At 45.6% G+C, this 14,405-nt stretch carries 15 protein-coding genes; 5 read left to right on the plus strand and 10 right to left on the minus strand.

Features of this window, described 5'->3' with window-relative positions; genetic code table 11:
- Positions 1–546: 546 nt before the first annotated feature.
- Complete coding sequence (locus QUA50_RS27640; protein WP_333268204.1) at positions 547–1,260, minus strand: DUF1997 domain-containing protein; 714 nt, start codon at positions 1,258–1,260, stop codon at positions 547–549.
- A gap of 121 nt (positions 1,261–1,381) precedes the next feature.
- On the opposite strand from QUA50_RS27640, the gene QUA50_RS27645 reads away from it, so the two are divergent.
- Both QUA50_RS27645 and QUA50_RS27650 read left to right on the plus strand, forming a co-directional pair.
- Positions 1,382–2,041: an NAD(P)H-binding protein gene (locus QUA50_RS27645; protein ID WP_333268202.1), complete on the plus strand. Its 660-nt coding sequence runs from the start codon at positions 1,382–1,384 to the stop codon at positions 2,039–2,041.
- A 299-nt stretch (positions 2,042–2,340) separates the two neighbouring features.
- Positions 2,341–3,627, plus strand: a complete 1,287-nt coding sequence (locus tag QUA50_RS27650) for a glycoside hydrolase family protein (RefSeq protein WP_333268199.1) — start codon at positions 2,341–2,343, stop codon at positions 3,625–3,627.
- Between the two features lie 384 nt (positions 3,628–4,011).
- Here the strand turns inward: QUA50_RS27650 and QUA50_RS27655 are convergent, their stop codons facing one another.
- The gene (locus QUA50_RS27655; RefSeq protein ID WP_333268197.1) at positions 4,012–4,404 is read right to left on the minus strand and encodes a hypothetical protein; all 393 of its coding nucleotides are present in this window, start codon (positions 4,402–4,404) and stop codon (positions 4,012–4,014) included.
- A gap of 261 nt (positions 4,405–4,665) precedes the next feature.
- Here QUA50_RS27655 and QUA50_RS27660 point away from each other — a divergent pair, with 261 nt between their 5' ends.
- A complete protein-coding gene (locus QUA50_RS27660) occupies positions 4,666–4,866 on the plus strand; it encodes a hypothetical protein (RefSeq protein WP_333268194.1) in 201 nt (66 codons plus the stop codon).
- Positions 4,867–5,119: 253 nt separating this feature from the next.
- Here the strand turns inward: QUA50_RS27660 and QUA50_RS27665 are convergent, their stop codons facing one another.
- Both QUA50_RS27665 and QUA50_RS27670 read right to left on the minus strand, forming a co-directional pair.
- Positions 5,120–5,368 carry a hypothetical protein gene (locus QUA50_RS27665; protein WP_333268192.1) on the minus strand — a complete coding sequence of 83 codons (249 nt, stop codon included), beginning with the start codon at positions 5,366–5,368 and terminating at the stop codon, positions 5,120–5,122.
- A gap of 172 nt (positions 5,369–5,540) precedes the next feature.
- A complete protein-coding gene (locus QUA50_RS27670) occupies positions 5,541–5,885 on the minus strand; it encodes a Dethiobiotin synthetase (RefSeq protein ID WP_333268189.1) in 345 nt (114 codons plus the stop codon).
- A gap of 207 nt (positions 5,886–6,092) precedes the next feature.
- Here QUA50_RS27670 and QUA50_RS27675 point away from each other — a divergent pair, with 207 nt between their 5' ends.
- Positions 6,093–7,601: an SGNH/GDSL hydrolase family protein gene (locus QUA50_RS27675; RefSeq protein ID WP_333268186.1), complete on the plus strand. Its 1,509-nt coding sequence runs from the start codon at positions 6,093–6,095 to the stop codon at positions 7,599–7,601.
- 445 nt (positions 7,602–8,046) lie between these two features.
- Here the strand turns inward: QUA50_RS27675 and QUA50_RS27680 are convergent, their stop codons facing one another.
- From QUA50_RS27680 to QUA50_RS27700, 5 genes are all read right to left on the minus strand, one after another.
- Positions 8,047–8,859, minus strand: a complete 813-nt coding sequence (locus QUA50_RS27680; RefSeq protein WP_333268184.1) for an MlaE family lipid ABC transporter permease subunit — start codon at positions 8,857–8,859, stop codon at positions 8,047–8,049.
- A 326-nt stretch (positions 8,860–9,185) separates the two neighbouring features.
- Positions 9,186–10,220, minus strand: coding sequence for a patatin-like phospholipase family protein (locus QUA50_RS27685; protein WP_333268183.1), 1,035 nt, complete (start codon positions 10,218–10,220; stop codon positions 9,186–9,188).
- A gap of 93 nt (positions 10,221–10,313) precedes the next feature.
- The gene (gene mtnB, locus QUA50_RS27690) at positions 10,314–10,934 is read right to left on the minus strand and encodes a methylthioribulose 1-phosphate dehydratase (RefSeq protein ID WP_333268181.1); all 621 of its coding nucleotides are present in this window, start codon (positions 10,932–10,934) and stop codon (positions 10,314–10,316) included.
- Between the two features lie 248 nt (positions 10,935–11,182).
- Positions 11,183–12,034, minus strand: coding sequence for an HAD-IB family phosphatase (locus QUA50_RS27695; RefSeq protein WP_333299407.1), 852 nt, complete (start codon positions 12,032–12,034; stop codon positions 11,183–11,185).
- Complete coding sequence (locus tag QUA50_RS27700) at positions 11,976–12,809, minus strand: Crp/Fnr family transcriptional regulator (RefSeq protein ID WP_445243198.1); 834 nt, start codon at positions 12,807–12,809, stop codon at positions 11,976–11,978. The genes QUA50_RS27695 and QUA50_RS27700 overlap by 59 nt, the downstream gene beginning before the upstream one ends.
- Positions 12,810–13,164: 355 nt before the next feature.
- Between QUA50_RS27700 and QUA50_RS27705 the strand changes: the two genes are divergently transcribed.
- On the plus strand, positions 13,165–14,073 hold the full coding sequence (locus tag QUA50_RS27705; RefSeq protein ID WP_333268176.1) for a DALR anticodon-binding domain-containing protein: 909 nt from the start codon (positions 13,165–13,167) through the stop codon (positions 14,071–14,073).
- Positions 14,074–14,134: 61 nt separating this feature from the next.
- Here the strand turns inward: QUA50_RS27705 and QUA50_RS27710 are convergent, their stop codons facing one another.
- The gene (locus QUA50_RS27710) at positions 14,135–14,281 is read right to left on the minus strand and encodes a DUF4079 family protein (protein ID WP_333268175.1); all 147 of its coding nucleotides are present in this window, start codon (positions 14,279–14,281) and stop codon (positions 14,135–14,137) included.
- Positions 14,282–14,405 lie beyond the last annotated feature (124 nt).

The following is a 14,405-nucleotide window of genomic DNA, read 5'->3' on the forward strand; positions in this document are numbered from 1 at the left end:
TTTAAAAGTTTTTTTTAGTTATTTAGTAATGCACAAATTTAGGTGTTTGTCAAATTAATTTAGATGCGTTTACCCTGAATTTAAATGGACAACAGCTTATCATTTTCAAAAAAGCAACTTTAGGCTCGCGATTCCAACCCATACACAATCAGTTATTCCCCATAATTTAATCTAAAATTGTGCGACTGAGCGCTCACGCCGAAGTCGAAAATATACAAGGGTATGAGTTATGACGACGATCGCACTTACGAGTAAGGTGTGCAGTGCACACCCTACAAATGTAAGTTAAGCTAATCCGCATTTAAATTGCAGAGTCAAATAAATCTTTACTCTTGTGGGGAGTAGGGGTTGGGCAGGAGATCCCGCACTTAACATACAATTTAAACTCACATCTTGCACCATTGTCAATTAGCCTTTTCAGCAACAGGCTTTCGGACCTGTGAAGCGAGAAAATTTATCTTTTGTGGAACAGGCCCGAAAGCCTGTTAAGAGAGAATGGTGCAACATCTCAGTTTAAATGCAGTACAGGTTAGAGCGTAAGTATTCTTAATGTTTCTTAGGATTTTTCGGAAAAGGAATGCCCAAACTTTCGTGAAAAACAACCTGAGTTTTATAAGTCAAGCGTCGGTTAACTTGTTTGATAATTTTTTCCAAAAGCGCATCGCCGGTTTTTTCTATCAAAGGCTGAGACATCGATCGAATAAACTTGGGAAAGCAAACCCCCACAGCCAAATCCAGCTTCCAGGTAGCGCTGGTAATCGCAGGCGGCAGCTTAGCACGTTCCGAGCTCGGCCAATCTGCGGCAAACTCCTGAGAGGGTATCTCCACTAGCTTCATTGCCGATCGAAAATCCACTTCATATCCAGGCGAGGTATAATTCGGAACCGGAATAGTCTTGATTAAATAGCAGCCTTCAGCGTCAGGCGGCAGCAACTCTAAACCAATTCTCGCCTCAACGCGGTAGCCAAAAGCCCCAAAACGCCCGATTAATAAATCATAGCCGTTTTCGCCGATCGGCTCGGCCTTCATCGGCGAAGCGCACTGCTGGAACCAACTCTTGTGGTTGTTCAAATGCTTCGCCACCGTCTCCGCATCGGCGTACATCTCCATGCTGTCTTCAAAATGCGTGTGAAACCAAATCGGCTCAACTTCCTCTGCTGCATCCGCGCTTGCACTTTCGGGCTGTTGGAAACTCGCATCTGGGTAGTAGTTTTCGTCAGAAGCTTCAACAGTTTGATATTCAGCGGAATCCTGCTTCATCGTATGCTCTCCTGTTATACACGCCAATCAATCTGGTTGGGGATGTGTTAAGGAAGTTTCCTCCCTACAATTGAGAAATTGATAGTAACAAAACTTACCCTAGTTCAGCATAACTCGACTTATGAAAGCATTTGTAGCAGGAGCCACAGGTCAGACTGGCCGCCGAATCGTCGCAGAATTAGTCAAGCGAGGTATTCCCGTGCGCGCCTTAGTCCGAAATCTAGACACAGCTAGACAAATTTTACCACCGGAGGCTGAGTTAGTGACCGGGGATGTATTAAATGCGACTTCCCTGGGCGATGCCATCGGCGATAGTACGGTATTGCTGTGCGCGACAGGGGCGGCCCCTGGTTTTGACCCCACAGCGCCTTACAAGGTGGATTTTGAAGGTACTAAAAATTTGGTGGATGCAGCTAAGGCTAAGGGCATTGAGCATTTTGTGCTCGTGACTTCTCTGTGCGTCTCTCAGTTTTTTCACCCGCTGAATTTGTTCTGGTTGATTCTCGTTTGGAAGAAACAAGCTGAGGAATATTTGCAAAAAAGCGGCTTGACTTATACGATCGTCCGTCCGGGCGGTCTCAAAAATGAGGATAATTCAGATGCGATCGTCATGACTGGTGCGGACAAAATGTTTGAGAGCAGCATTCCCCGCACCAAGGTAGCCCAAGTCTGCGTGGAGGCGCTGTTTCAGCCGACTTCTCGCAACAAGGTTGTCGAAATTGTGGCGAAGCCGGAGGCTCCGCAAAAGAGTTTTGAGGAGTTGTTTGCTGCTGTGATTTGATTGAATTAGGACGCACCGGTATCCAGAAACCGGGTTTTTTCACGAAAATACCCGTTGCAGCCAGCAGCAAAGGTAAAAAACCCGGTTTCTTTAGTCCCAGGTAGCGAACAAAGAAACCGGGTTTTTTTACCGAGATTGAGGGTTTTAGGCAAGTTTTTGGTTAAAAAACCCGGTTTCTGGGCATCCGCGCGCAAGTCCCATCAGTACAAACCGCAGGGGAATTGCCAGTTTTCCGATCGCCAAATCTGGCAAAATCTTAATAGTTTTACGATTCGCCGTTGAAATTTCCCTTTCCCAGCATGAAAACTCTCAAGTGGCCAGCTTGGTTCCCCTATCCGATTTCGTGGTTAAGGGCATTTGCTCTCGCTCAGAGTTTTAGTTTTGTTCTTCGCAGGGGCATTCCTTTTGTCAGCGATGATATCGGCTTTCTGACTCTACTGCTGGCGGCTTGGCTGATTCAGTTGCCTTTGTTTTTTGTTTTTCATTTGTTCGCCGTCAAAATCTTAAATCCCTTACTAATTATGCTGCCGGGCCGCTTTCGCGTGGCGCGCAAGTTCAAGCGCAGGCATACGGGTATTCGATCGCACTTGCGAGAAGGCTTGAATGCTGTTGTAGTGATTTTTTTTGCATTTAATCTGTCGCTGTTGGTGCAACTTGCGATTTTTTATTGGCCAGCGCGATCTATCGATCCGGCTCAATTACTAACAGGAATATCTACTCTGACAAATGTTGCGGTAGCCGGTGAATTAGATTTCTGGATGATTAAATTGGCGGGGGTTTTATCGAGTCTAACGCTGGTAGCCGCGCCGCTATATCAATACGATTTTCGGGTGCGCCGGATGCGGGCGGCTCGAAAATGGGTTGAATTTGCGGAAATGGAAATGACTTTGCTAGAAGCTGAGAAATTGAGCCGTCGAAAAAGAGGTTTGCTGAGGCAATCGGAAATTCAAATCCTCGGATTTTTACTTTTAATCGGCGCTGTGATTGGCGGCGGTGTTTTTTTGGTTGCTAATTTGCGGGGAAATCAGCAGTTGTCGCCGTCGGTAAGCGGGCGGGGAAAATTCCCGCCGCTGGCTATTAAAACGGGCGATCCTTATATTCGGGCGCTGATGCGTACTATTTCTGCTAGCGAGTCGAATGTTGCTCGCCCTTATCACGTTGTTTACGGTGGCAAATACATATTAGATTTGAGCCGCCATCCTGACTGGTGCGTGAAGATTGTTAATGGCCCGAATCGAGGCAGGTGTACTACCGCTGCGGGCAGGTATCAATTTCTGACTACGACTTGGAAGGAGAAGGCTAAGCGCTATCAGGCCCGTCGTGCTAATTTTTTATTCTGGGAAGATTACAGTTTTGAACCTGAAGATCAGGATGCTGTGGTTTATGCTTGGTTGAGCGATCGCAAGTTTTGGAAAGCTGATATTTCACAGATGTTGCGGCAGGAAAGATTAACTGACGTATTGCGGATGCTTTCGGGAACTTGGACGAGTTTGGGATATGGAATTGAAACCAATTCTATGAGTTCTCGTTTGCCCAAAGTCTACCGGGAAATGCTGCGGGAAGAATTGGAAAATGCTGGTTCTTAGGGAGTTAAATGTTGACTGTTGACTGTTGACTGATGACTGTTGACTGTTGGCTGTTGACTGTTAACGAATGTTATTGGTTATTAATAAGCCAAAGCGATTAAGAAATAACCACTAACAAGTAACGAATAATTTTATGTCCGGTCGAGCGACCGCGATTTTTGTAGGGGCCCGTGAGCCCACAATACCTGCCAACAATCTCCAATCTCAAAAACCCGCCCCGACCGGGATATTATGGTTAATCGATCGGACATGATATAAGCTGTGGAGCATTTAAACCACTAACGAGGCCGCTCCGGGTGCGTCAGCTATAACACTGACTATACATGGAAAACGCCTTAAAACTGACGCACCATACAATACCATTTTAAATGCTCCACAGCTTAACTAATCCTTCAAGTTTGGTAAAAATGCTGTCAAACATTTGTACAATTCTAATCCCGGCCCTGCTTGCAGCGGATAAAGCTTGTGGAAATTAATAGGGTTTCCCGGTGCTAATTTCCACTCGGTTTTCTGTGCTGTTTTTGGGGAAATTTCGATCGCTACCGTGATGTTAATAATGTTGTTGTGCTGGGGGATGCCCCGGAAGCAGTAACTTTTGCCCGTGCGTTTGTCGGAATCGCTGCCGGTGATGTATCTGTCTTGTTTGCGAAATTGGATTTCTCGAAAAGGTCGATCGATCGCAAAGGAGTCTCGGTAGCGGTAGTCTCCGTCGCGCAAGCTTTCGACAGTCGGCCTGATTTGACTTATAACTGTTGCTGGATTAAGAGTTAGCATCATCGATCTGCGTTCCTCCTGTGAAATCGGTGATTTTGGTTGCTGGTGTCTGTGTCGTCGCGGGCGGCTTAAACCAACCCGCCGTGTAACAAATTAATAAAAATTGTGATGCAGTTTAAGTTGATCCCCGTCTATCGTGAATAATTATTTCATGCTTTCATCTCTGTTACCTATGTGAGCAATAATAGAAATATACAGCAAGCCCTGATAACTTTTACGGGCGCATATTTAGGGATTAATTGACGATACTGCGAGGATACTGCTATGTTTTGCGTGACGCGAGAAACAAAAAATTTAGGGCGAGTTGAAACCGAAAATTCCCCACAGCGAAGCTTTTTCACATCTGCGTCTAAAAGTACCCCTATGCTGCGATCGCGAGTTTACAAAGATGAGGCTTTGGTGTCGGCAACACTAGCGGGACTGCCAGCTCTTTTGTCATCCCTGGAAAGCTTTCGCGAGCAGTAGAACTTGGTATTTTCTATTGCGATATTTGGCGTTTTGAGGTTGGTATTCGCCGCCGCCAACCGAGCAGGGGCTGTTGTGACTTCACCTAAAATTCTCCTCGGTTTGAGTAGAGTTTGGCTGTGCTGAACTATTGCAAGACTCAGAAACCTGGTTTTTATACAAAAACATTTTTACAGCCCTTTGTTATGGTATGAAAAATGGTATAAAAACCAGGTTTATTGGTATGTGTCCGTAAGTCTTGTGTTTGCAAAATTTATTTGTGAGTGTCATCGGGTGCGATCGATGCCTCTACCTCTTGGGAGGAACGGCTTAACATAGAGTCGTGCAGGTGTTCGCTGTGCTGCCTTTCTTGAGCCATTAATTCTCTGGCTTTTTCTTCAGCAATTCCCTCCCCATGTGTTTCTAGCTCGTGGGAGGAACGGTTGAGCATAGCTTCGTGCAAGTGTTCGCTATGCTGCCTTTCTCGTGCAATTAGTTGTCTGGCTTTTTCTTCGGCGTTCATGAGTAGTATCTCCAAATGTTTGTGAAATCTGATTCTGATATTAAGATGCCACAATTTGAGGATAAATGTAGCAAGATTAACATAAAATTTTACAAATAATTGTCGAAAAAAATGTATAATAAAAATTGAGTTTGCTGGCGGCGGGTATCGGGTTCGGTGGTTGCCGAGCTAATTATTGCCAGACGCCGGAAAAGATATTCTTGACTGCGATCGCAATTCGATTTAAGTCTTCCTTCAGCAGCGGCGGCCAAGAAACTCCTCTGCGGAGTCCCGCTTCAAATTGCTGCACACCTTCTACTGACAGTAAATGCAGTGCCGAGATCAATTGTCGATCGAGCATTGGAGACTCTTGCAGCCCTTCAAACAATATTTTTAAAGCTAATAAAATCGATGTCACCTGTCCGGGTACGGGAGGCTGACCTTGTTTGAGACGCATCAGGAAGGCGTCGGGATTTTTCTTGGTTTCCAGGGCGGTTCCTTGGTCTATCAGAAAACTGCGGGCTGTTTTGTAATCCATTTGACGTGCGATCGATCGGAGTGCAATTAATTAGCAGGCATTATATCACTTTTTGTCGCGCTCAATTTGGTAATATATTTCCATACAGCCTAAACTACAGCCACTCGCACAGGTGAGTCCACAAGCACGACAGCTACTGATTAGAGGCGTAGCATTCATCCCACAGTCGCCTTGAGCGAAGTGAAACGGACAGGGAAAAATAAAACAATGGCAAAACACCCAGGAAATAGCAGAAAATCCAAGATTTATCGCTACTTGTGGCTGCTATTTTTGTGTCTGAGCTTTCTGTTAGTTCCGCTCATCAAAAAAATAGCAGCCGATACGCCATTCCCGCCACCCGCTCCTATTGAAAATAGTGCTAGTTTTGGAGCGAGAATTCAAAGGACGATGGGGCTACTTGCTGCTAGCACTCCAGCAGACCGCCGCCAAGTGCGTATCCTATTCTACGGTCAATCCATCACTCAGCAAGATTGGTGGCAAGATGTAGCCAAGGATTTGAAACAGCGATTTCCCAATGCAGATTTGATTCTGGAAAATCGGGCAATCGGAGGATTTTCCGCCCCGATTTTAATCCGTCCCAGCGAACACGATTTGTATCCTTTTTATCCAGACTTGCTTATTTTTCACGTCTACGGAGGCGGTGAAGATTACGAATCCATAATTGCCAATGTCCGCAGCCGCACTGCTAGCGAAATACTCTTGCATTCAGACCACATCGACTGGCTGCCCACAGGCAACAGCGACGATCCAAATTCAGTCAGCAGATACGAATGGCACAATACTCATTCTACTAAATGGCTGCCGGAGTTGGCCGAGAAATACGGCTGTGAAATCGCGGAAATTCGCGAACCTTGGCGCAGGTATTTGAAAGACAATCGCTTGCAGCCCAAACAGCTATTGAGCGACAACATTCACCTCAACGATTGGGGAAACTTTCTCCTAGCGGCCCTGATAAAACCGCACCTGCGATACAAGCCAAATTCTCCTCAACCGCCGCAGGATTTAGTGAAAACCTATACGGTTGGCAGCGATGTTAAATGGCAAGATGGCAAGTTGGTTTTAGAATTTGAAGGAAATAGAATAGATGCGATCGCCGATAAAACCTTCAACGGCAAGGCAATTTCTGCTAAAATTGCGATCGACGGCAAAAAAACCTCAGAATTTCCTGAACTTTACAGCATCACCAGACCTAGCCTTAGCCTTGGCGTCCCTTGGCCGGCAATCATCCAAGTATCCAGCCAAAAACCGCTAATCGTAGAAGATTGGAAAGCCATAATTACTGAGATTAACAGCGACGCCAGCAAGTTTAAATTTGACGTTGTAGGTTCTAAAACAGGTTACGACGGCAGCGGTACAAACGACGAAATGTTTGTCTCAAACTCCGGCCGCGTCGTGATTGAACCGAGAAACTGGTGGCTGAAAAATTCTTATGAAGACTCTAAAAAACCCACGCCTAAAGGCTTTGAGATTTCCTGGCAGGTGCGGCCAATGTTTGTTGATTCATACGTTCCTCCACAAATTACAGATTCAAGCCGCGAGTATTCTACAACATTGGCTCAGAATTTGAGCAACTCCAAACACACCCTCGAAATCGTCCCCGAAACAGATGGGAAAGTGCCTATTCAGGCAATTCGAGTGTATCGCCCTCCTTTCTCCAATCTACCATCTAAAGTTGAGAGTTTTAAACCGCAGATATCAGCGGATGAACACGGATGAACGCTGATGCAATTTTATCGGCGTTTATTTGCGTTCATCTGCGGTTTAAAAAATCTTCATGTTATTTTATAGAAATCGCCTTGGCGCCGTAGGGCGTTGATGATTGTTCAAACCCTTAATATTTAAGCATCTTGAACGAAAGCATCCAGGATACAAGCCCCCGGATTCATTCCGAAAGCAGACTCAGGACCCTGAAATAAAAAACCTGTATCCCAATATGCTTGGGTTAGCGCTTTCAAACGAATTTCATTTCACGCATTTATGAGAGTTCCCGACTTGTGAAAGGAAATCCGATTATGCTTATCTGAACCGTATTGACGTGTATCCGATAAAAAAGCCCCCGAGTTTATCCCTGGGGTCAATGCTTCAATTCTTTAATCTAAAATCTAAAATCTAAAATCTAAAATCTAAAATCGATTGACTCCTGCTATAATCGCCAAGATTATCAACTTTTCAGCATCCTCAACTCGTGAAATATCAACAACGATAAAAAGAAATCCGCCACAAAAATCAACACCCAAGAAGTTACCACCGCCGCCGTTGCAGCTTGGCCTACTCCTTTCCCTCCGCCCACCGTCGTCAATCCCCAACCGCAACCGACAAGGGCAATTATCAACCCAAAAATAAAACTTTTAATCACCACAGTTACTAAATCCCCAGGCCCCAAAAAAGTCCGCACCGATTCCAAAAATACCGACGGTTCCAAATTATAGAAATTAACCGCTACAAATAGCCCCCCCAAAATCCCCACCGCTACCGAAAAAATTGTTAAAATCGGCAGCATGATGCAGCAAGCTATCACCCTCGGCACTACTAAATAATCAACCGGATTTGTTCTTAACATATACAGGGCGTCTATTTGTTCCGTCACCTGCATTTCTCCTATCTCCGCCGCAAAGGCCGAACCTACTTGTCCCGCCACCACGCCCGCCGTTAAAAGTGGTGCTAATTCGCCACAAAATGCCACAGCAAACGCACCTCCCATAGCCCCAACCGCCCCAAAGCGTACCAATTCTCTGGCTGATTGAAATGTAAAAATCATGCCACCAAAAAAGGCTATTAGCAGCACGGATCGCAAAGAATCCAGACCTACTGTTACTAAATGTTCCATGATTTTGCGGCGGTCAATTTTGCCTTGGACTATGCGTAGCAGCACTTGGCCACCCAGGAACAACGTCACAAAAAACCGCTGAAACCACCTGTTATGGAAGGTTTCATCTATAGGTCGATCGCGCTTTTCTTGGTATTTCTTAACCACTGACGGAGGGCTCGCGATTAATTGCAAACAGGGCGAAGCACTGCTAAATAGAGATTTTCGGCAATCCTACAGCAATTATTGCACGATTTGTCAACATATATTTTTTGTCTCTGAGCCCTGCGGTTGGTGGGTTAGACGCGGTTTAAGATTTATTTATTGGTGACTTAACTTAATCGCCGCGCCCAACCCACCCTACAATATGACTAAAATCTCAAATCCTAGGACTAAGCTGTTGTGCATTTAAACTGCACAGTAAAAATTTGGTCAAGTTCTTGTGGGGTGGGCGTCTCGCCCGCACAAAAAATGCAATTTAGATGTCGAACAGCTTACTCCGCAAGTAACAAGTCGATAAAGTTATCCAACTGTTCATTATTCTTTTCGGCTTGCTCCTTGCCAATTCTCAGCAGGTCTGATATTTTCTCTTCCGAGGCATCATCAATCGGCAGCGGTTGTTCGTGACTCAAATCGGGAGTAATTCTCAAATATTGATTCGGTCTTTCAACCGCATCAAAAATTTGAATTAGTTGATAATTTACAGTTTCCGCAACTCCCGTCATCATGATATTAATCAAAGGCTCAACCCACTCAATTTGACCCCAATTTTTTACTTTTTCGTAGGGGTATTTTTTCTGAGCTTCTCCGGTTCCCAAGGATAAAATTACCATATCTTTGGCGGTCGGGCCTTTGTCGGGGCGCTCCTGGGTAATTCTGAATTTATTTCTAACTTCTGCATAGGCACAAAGTGCGGGATTGTTTGCGAATACTCCCCCGTCAATTAAAGCGTAGCATTCATTGCTAAAAGAGTAGATTTTAGAAACCTCAAAATAAGAGGGAGCAGCAGAGGTGGCTCTGGCTATATCTCTAATAAAATAGTCTTCTGCTGAATATTGTTGAGCATCTATTTGAGCGAAGAAGTGAGCTTTTCTCCTTTCGATGTCGTAACTGGAAATTAAACAAGGTTTTAGCAGTTCGCTGAGTTTGCAATCTCTAAAATTTTCCCAAAATAATTTTTCTAAGGGATCGCTGGGATATTTCTCATCTCTCAAACCATCTAGAGATCTGACTTTTTGCCAAAATGAAGTCTGAAAAACGTCGCGGCCGCTCTTAATCGAAAAATTAACAGCGTCTTGGGCCCCCCACCGAGGCCTGCTAGGATTTTCGATATCTGGACACAAATAGATGCAAGTTAAAATTCCTCCCGCACTCGTGCCCGCGATTAAATCAAAATAGTCAGCTATTCTCGCATCTGGGTTGCCACTTTTTTGTTGCAGCTTTGACTCAACGCTAACTAAAACTTGCGCGGGAATAATTCCTCTAATTCCGCCTCCATCTATGGATAAAATTCTGGTATATTTAGCCATAATTGTTGCCTATTCTGAATATTTTTTCTTTTCCTAATCTCAAATTTCCCAGCCTCCGAATTCCTGCACCGATCGATCTCAAATCCCAAATCTTCAATCTAAATTTAATTGGCGGGCTGCGATCGTATAGCGAAAAATGTATTCTACAATTTCTACGTAATTGTAGGCGGCGGCCGGCGAGTCTGCCCAGACTGTAATGCCGTGATCGCGAATTAACAAAGCGGGTACAGAGGGCGCAGAAATGGCAAAAAAATCGCAAATTTCCTTTGCTATCTTAGGGACTTCTAAATAATTTGTAAAGAGGGGTATCGACACTTGCGGGTTTTCCTCCCACATCCCCAAACCTTTCAGCATTTCGATCGCCGGTAAAGGCACTGCATCTCCTGCGGTTAGCCGAGAAACTAAATTTGCCTCAATCGAGTGGACGTGATAGCAAGCTTTAGCGTCTGGAAAACAATTGTAAACGGCTAAATGAATGCTGGTTTCGGCCGAAGGGCGGCTGTCGGCAACAGGCTGTTCGACAATTGCGCCGTCTAAGTTCATTCTGATAAAATCTTGTTCAGTTAATTGCCCTTTGGCGCGGCCGCTAGCAGTAATCCAGAAACTGCCATCTGGTAAGCGGGCTGAAAGATTGCCGGCAGTCCCCACCATCCAACCGCGATCGTAAAAATGTTTGGCTGCTGCAATTAAATCCGATCTCAAATCGCCACTCATTCTTTATAAATCCTCAGTTTTTTATCTACTTTTTACTTTAATAGGAATTGCGCTGGCATATCTAAACGTCGGGTAATTCGTGCAAAGCTTATATCAAATCCCGTAGCATCGGACTTATATGCACGGGGGCGGGTTTATTCTATTGTCTATTATGGGCAATTATTATTGGTGAACCCGCCCCTACAAAATTTAACATCATACAATACCGATGCAAACGGAATTTATATTACCTGAGAAAGGCGATAGTTTCAATTCCATTTTTGGGACAAATTTTCCAACACGTCAAAAAAATTATCCCATTTAGTATAAGGCTTTTGTTGTTCGTCTAGATACTGGGCAAGCCGATCGCGCGCAAACACCGATGAAGCCTGCAAAGCCATATTAAAATCCGTCAGCGAATCTCCGATCGCCACCTGTTCCTGCGCCGGGTGCTGGCCCATCACCCGCACCTTAGACACCAATTCCTCATCTCCTTCAAACTCAGAATTGACCTGCAAGCGAGGGCCGCTAGCGTCCACATCCACAGCGTAAATAACCCTCGCCCGGTGTACCAAATCGCCCATTACCGTCTCTACCATAATCCGAAGACCGCCGGAAACGATCGCAAAATCTACCTTTTTCGCGTCCAAAAAATCCAGCAATTCCAACAATCCCGGCCGCATCAGCCTTCCCCTAGAAAATTCCACAATTTCCCCGTAACGTTCCGAGGGAATAGACTCTAGTAACTGCCGCACTCCCGATCGCAAACTCAGCCTTCTAGCGTATATTTCAGGCATCAGTTGAGACGACAGTTCCGGTGCAAAATGCTTGAGCATTGCCACAAAAGTTTCTTCAACAGTTATCGTGCCGTCAAAGTCGCAGAATACCACCCGTTGCCGATCGTTCGGGATTGAAGATTTTTGCTTGTCATCGGTCATTGCCAGTCGCACCTTTCGAGAACGGGAAAAGTTTACACAATTTATCGTACACTGTCGAGCGATCGAGCGCGACTGCCCAAAACTAATAGTGACGCGCTGTTTGTCGGCAATTTCCCGCAGGATTTTATGCAGATTCTTCGAGAGAATCTTCATCATCCAGGGAATCATCCAGGGAATCTTCATCTTCCAGGGAATCATCCAAAGAATCATCCAGGGAATCTTCTACCTCCTGCTTTTGGTTTTTTGTCTTTTGGGGGTTAGACTTAGCCGGCAAACAGATTAAATTATCATCCTCAGTATTAATCAAACCTTTCGATCGCAACTTACCCATCAGGCGCGTCACCGTCACCCGCGTGGAGCCAATTGCGCTGCCAATTTGAGCGTGAGTCAAGGCCCAAGGCAGCCGGTAGCCCCGAACCACATCCGGTTCGTCATCACCTACGTAAGGTTCGCCGAACTCCTCGATCAGCAAAGTCAGAAACCCCAACAGTCGGTCTATAGTCCGGCGCTGTCCCAAAGTGCTCAGCCAGAGAAGTTTCCGCTGGTGCTGGTAGCGAAACGCATCCAAAATTTCCCTGCGAAAGTGAGGCCAATTATCCAAGTCGTGCCAGTACATCCACACTACGTGAGTTTGATCGGCATGAGCGTAAGCTTGGAGAGTAAACGGAGACTGAGCAACCAGTTCAAAGGGCTGACCGGCGCCGACGAAGCCCAAAAAAGCTTCTTCTGTAGTTTTGTCAGCGGATTTTGACTTGGCCGCTGCGGCGCTAACTTGAGCGCTGCCTACGAGCCGCACAGAACCTTTCTGGACTAAATACAGCAGTCCTGGTCTTGCGGGAATCCGCTCGTCTTTGCTAAAAGTCCGGCAGCGGTAGTGTTCCTGGGCCCAGTCGATAATTCGCTGCCAAGTGATAAAAGGTCGATCTATAGTCTCTAGATGTGTGGAAGTTGATTGCATAAGTGAGGCTCTGGGATATATTTGATAGTGAGAAAAACAGCTTTTGCCAGCAGTGCGATACCAAGTGAGACAACCAACCCCCGATCGAGCTTGCACGCTTCTTAACTGTGCTGACTTTGCTGTCTTTTACCGAAAAATTCAATGTAGCAAAAAATACATCAAAATGGTATAGTTTAGCAAAAAATTTGTCGTAAATTATTGTATATTTAGCAAAAAAATCGCTAGAAAGCCGATTAATTCGATGTAGGCCCGTCCGGGGGAGCAGATAGACTATCTCTGAGATCAGCAGTTTAACGTACAAGAAAAGTGCAAGTGGTAACAGTCGATCGTTGCTCTTACGGTAGGATGAGCCGATATGGATACAGCAAATATGGAGCAGTGCCCGGAAGTTACAGTGAAGTGTTTCTTGCTTTCCAGGTTCCAAAGCGTCAGCAACAGGCAAGATGCCTGTTCCACAAAGGCTGAATTTTCTAGTGGAACAGGCATCTTGCCTGTTCTTGAGAATGGTGCAATATTTCCGTTAAATCGGGCTAAAGATAGCGCGCGGGTGCTGTACGTGTCTGCGATCGCCCTGAAATTGGCTAAAACTTGGCAGCAGACACCGCAGACAATCGCGACTGAGTTGGCCGAAACTCTCGAACCGCTGTGCTACCCAGATTTCGCCGTTAAAGTCGCACCGGCGGGAATTATTGAGTTGGAGTTGACTGATGCAGGTTTAGCCGTCTGGTTGCAGCGTTTAGCTCAAACGAACCTCCCACTTCCAGAATCTCGAATATTATCTCCTGTTGTGTGTGCCGATCGACTGTTTCCCATTCAGTACAGCCACGCGCGCTGCTGTTCCCTGCTGCGAATGGCCCACCGCGATCGGATAATTGCGATCGCCCAGCCCGATGTCGCTAAAGCGCCGCAAATTTGGTCGCTGGCGAGCCCAAATCCTATCCCTTGGATTGACGAGGGCGATCGACTGCGCTTAGTGCATCCAGCAGAACGCCGTTTAATATCCCAACTCTTAACAGTGCTAGACAATTTATATCCTAATTTTGAGGTAAAGAACCGCGAACAACCTGTCAATTATTTCAAATTAGCCAATAGTTTGAGCGAAGCATTTCAGATTTTTTACAGCCAGTGCCGAATTTGGGGAGAAGTTAAAATAGAACAGCCAAAACTCGCCCAAGCTCGATTAGGTTTAATATTAGCAACTCAATCTTTGCTGCGATTTATCCTAGAAGAGTTATTGAGCGCAGTTGCTCCTATAGAACTTTAATTGCACTCATACAAAATGTTGGCAGCATCGAAACGCAAGTCCTCATAAAAATCAGAGGACTTTAGTCCGAACGATCGAACCATTTGCTTTTACCGTCGCTGGCGACTTGCAGCCTGCGCTGGCGAGTTTGCCAAGCCGCATTGACAACAGTACCAATAATCGGGAAAACTACCGCCACTGCGAGTACCGGATGGACGAGTGCTATCACATCTTCGAGTTCCGTACTGAATATCCCAAGATAGTGCCTGCATCTAGTTTAGGAATGAGAATTAAATAACTTCCACTCTTGAAAGTGGGATGGGCGTCCCGCCCGTCTTTTAAGGACGGGCGGG

Origin of the sequence: Microcoleus sp. M2_D5 (assembly GCF_036701935.1) — a bacterium.
Classification (GTDB): Bacteria; Cyanobacteriota; Cyanobacteriia; order Cyanobacteriales; family Microcoleaceae; genus Microcoleus.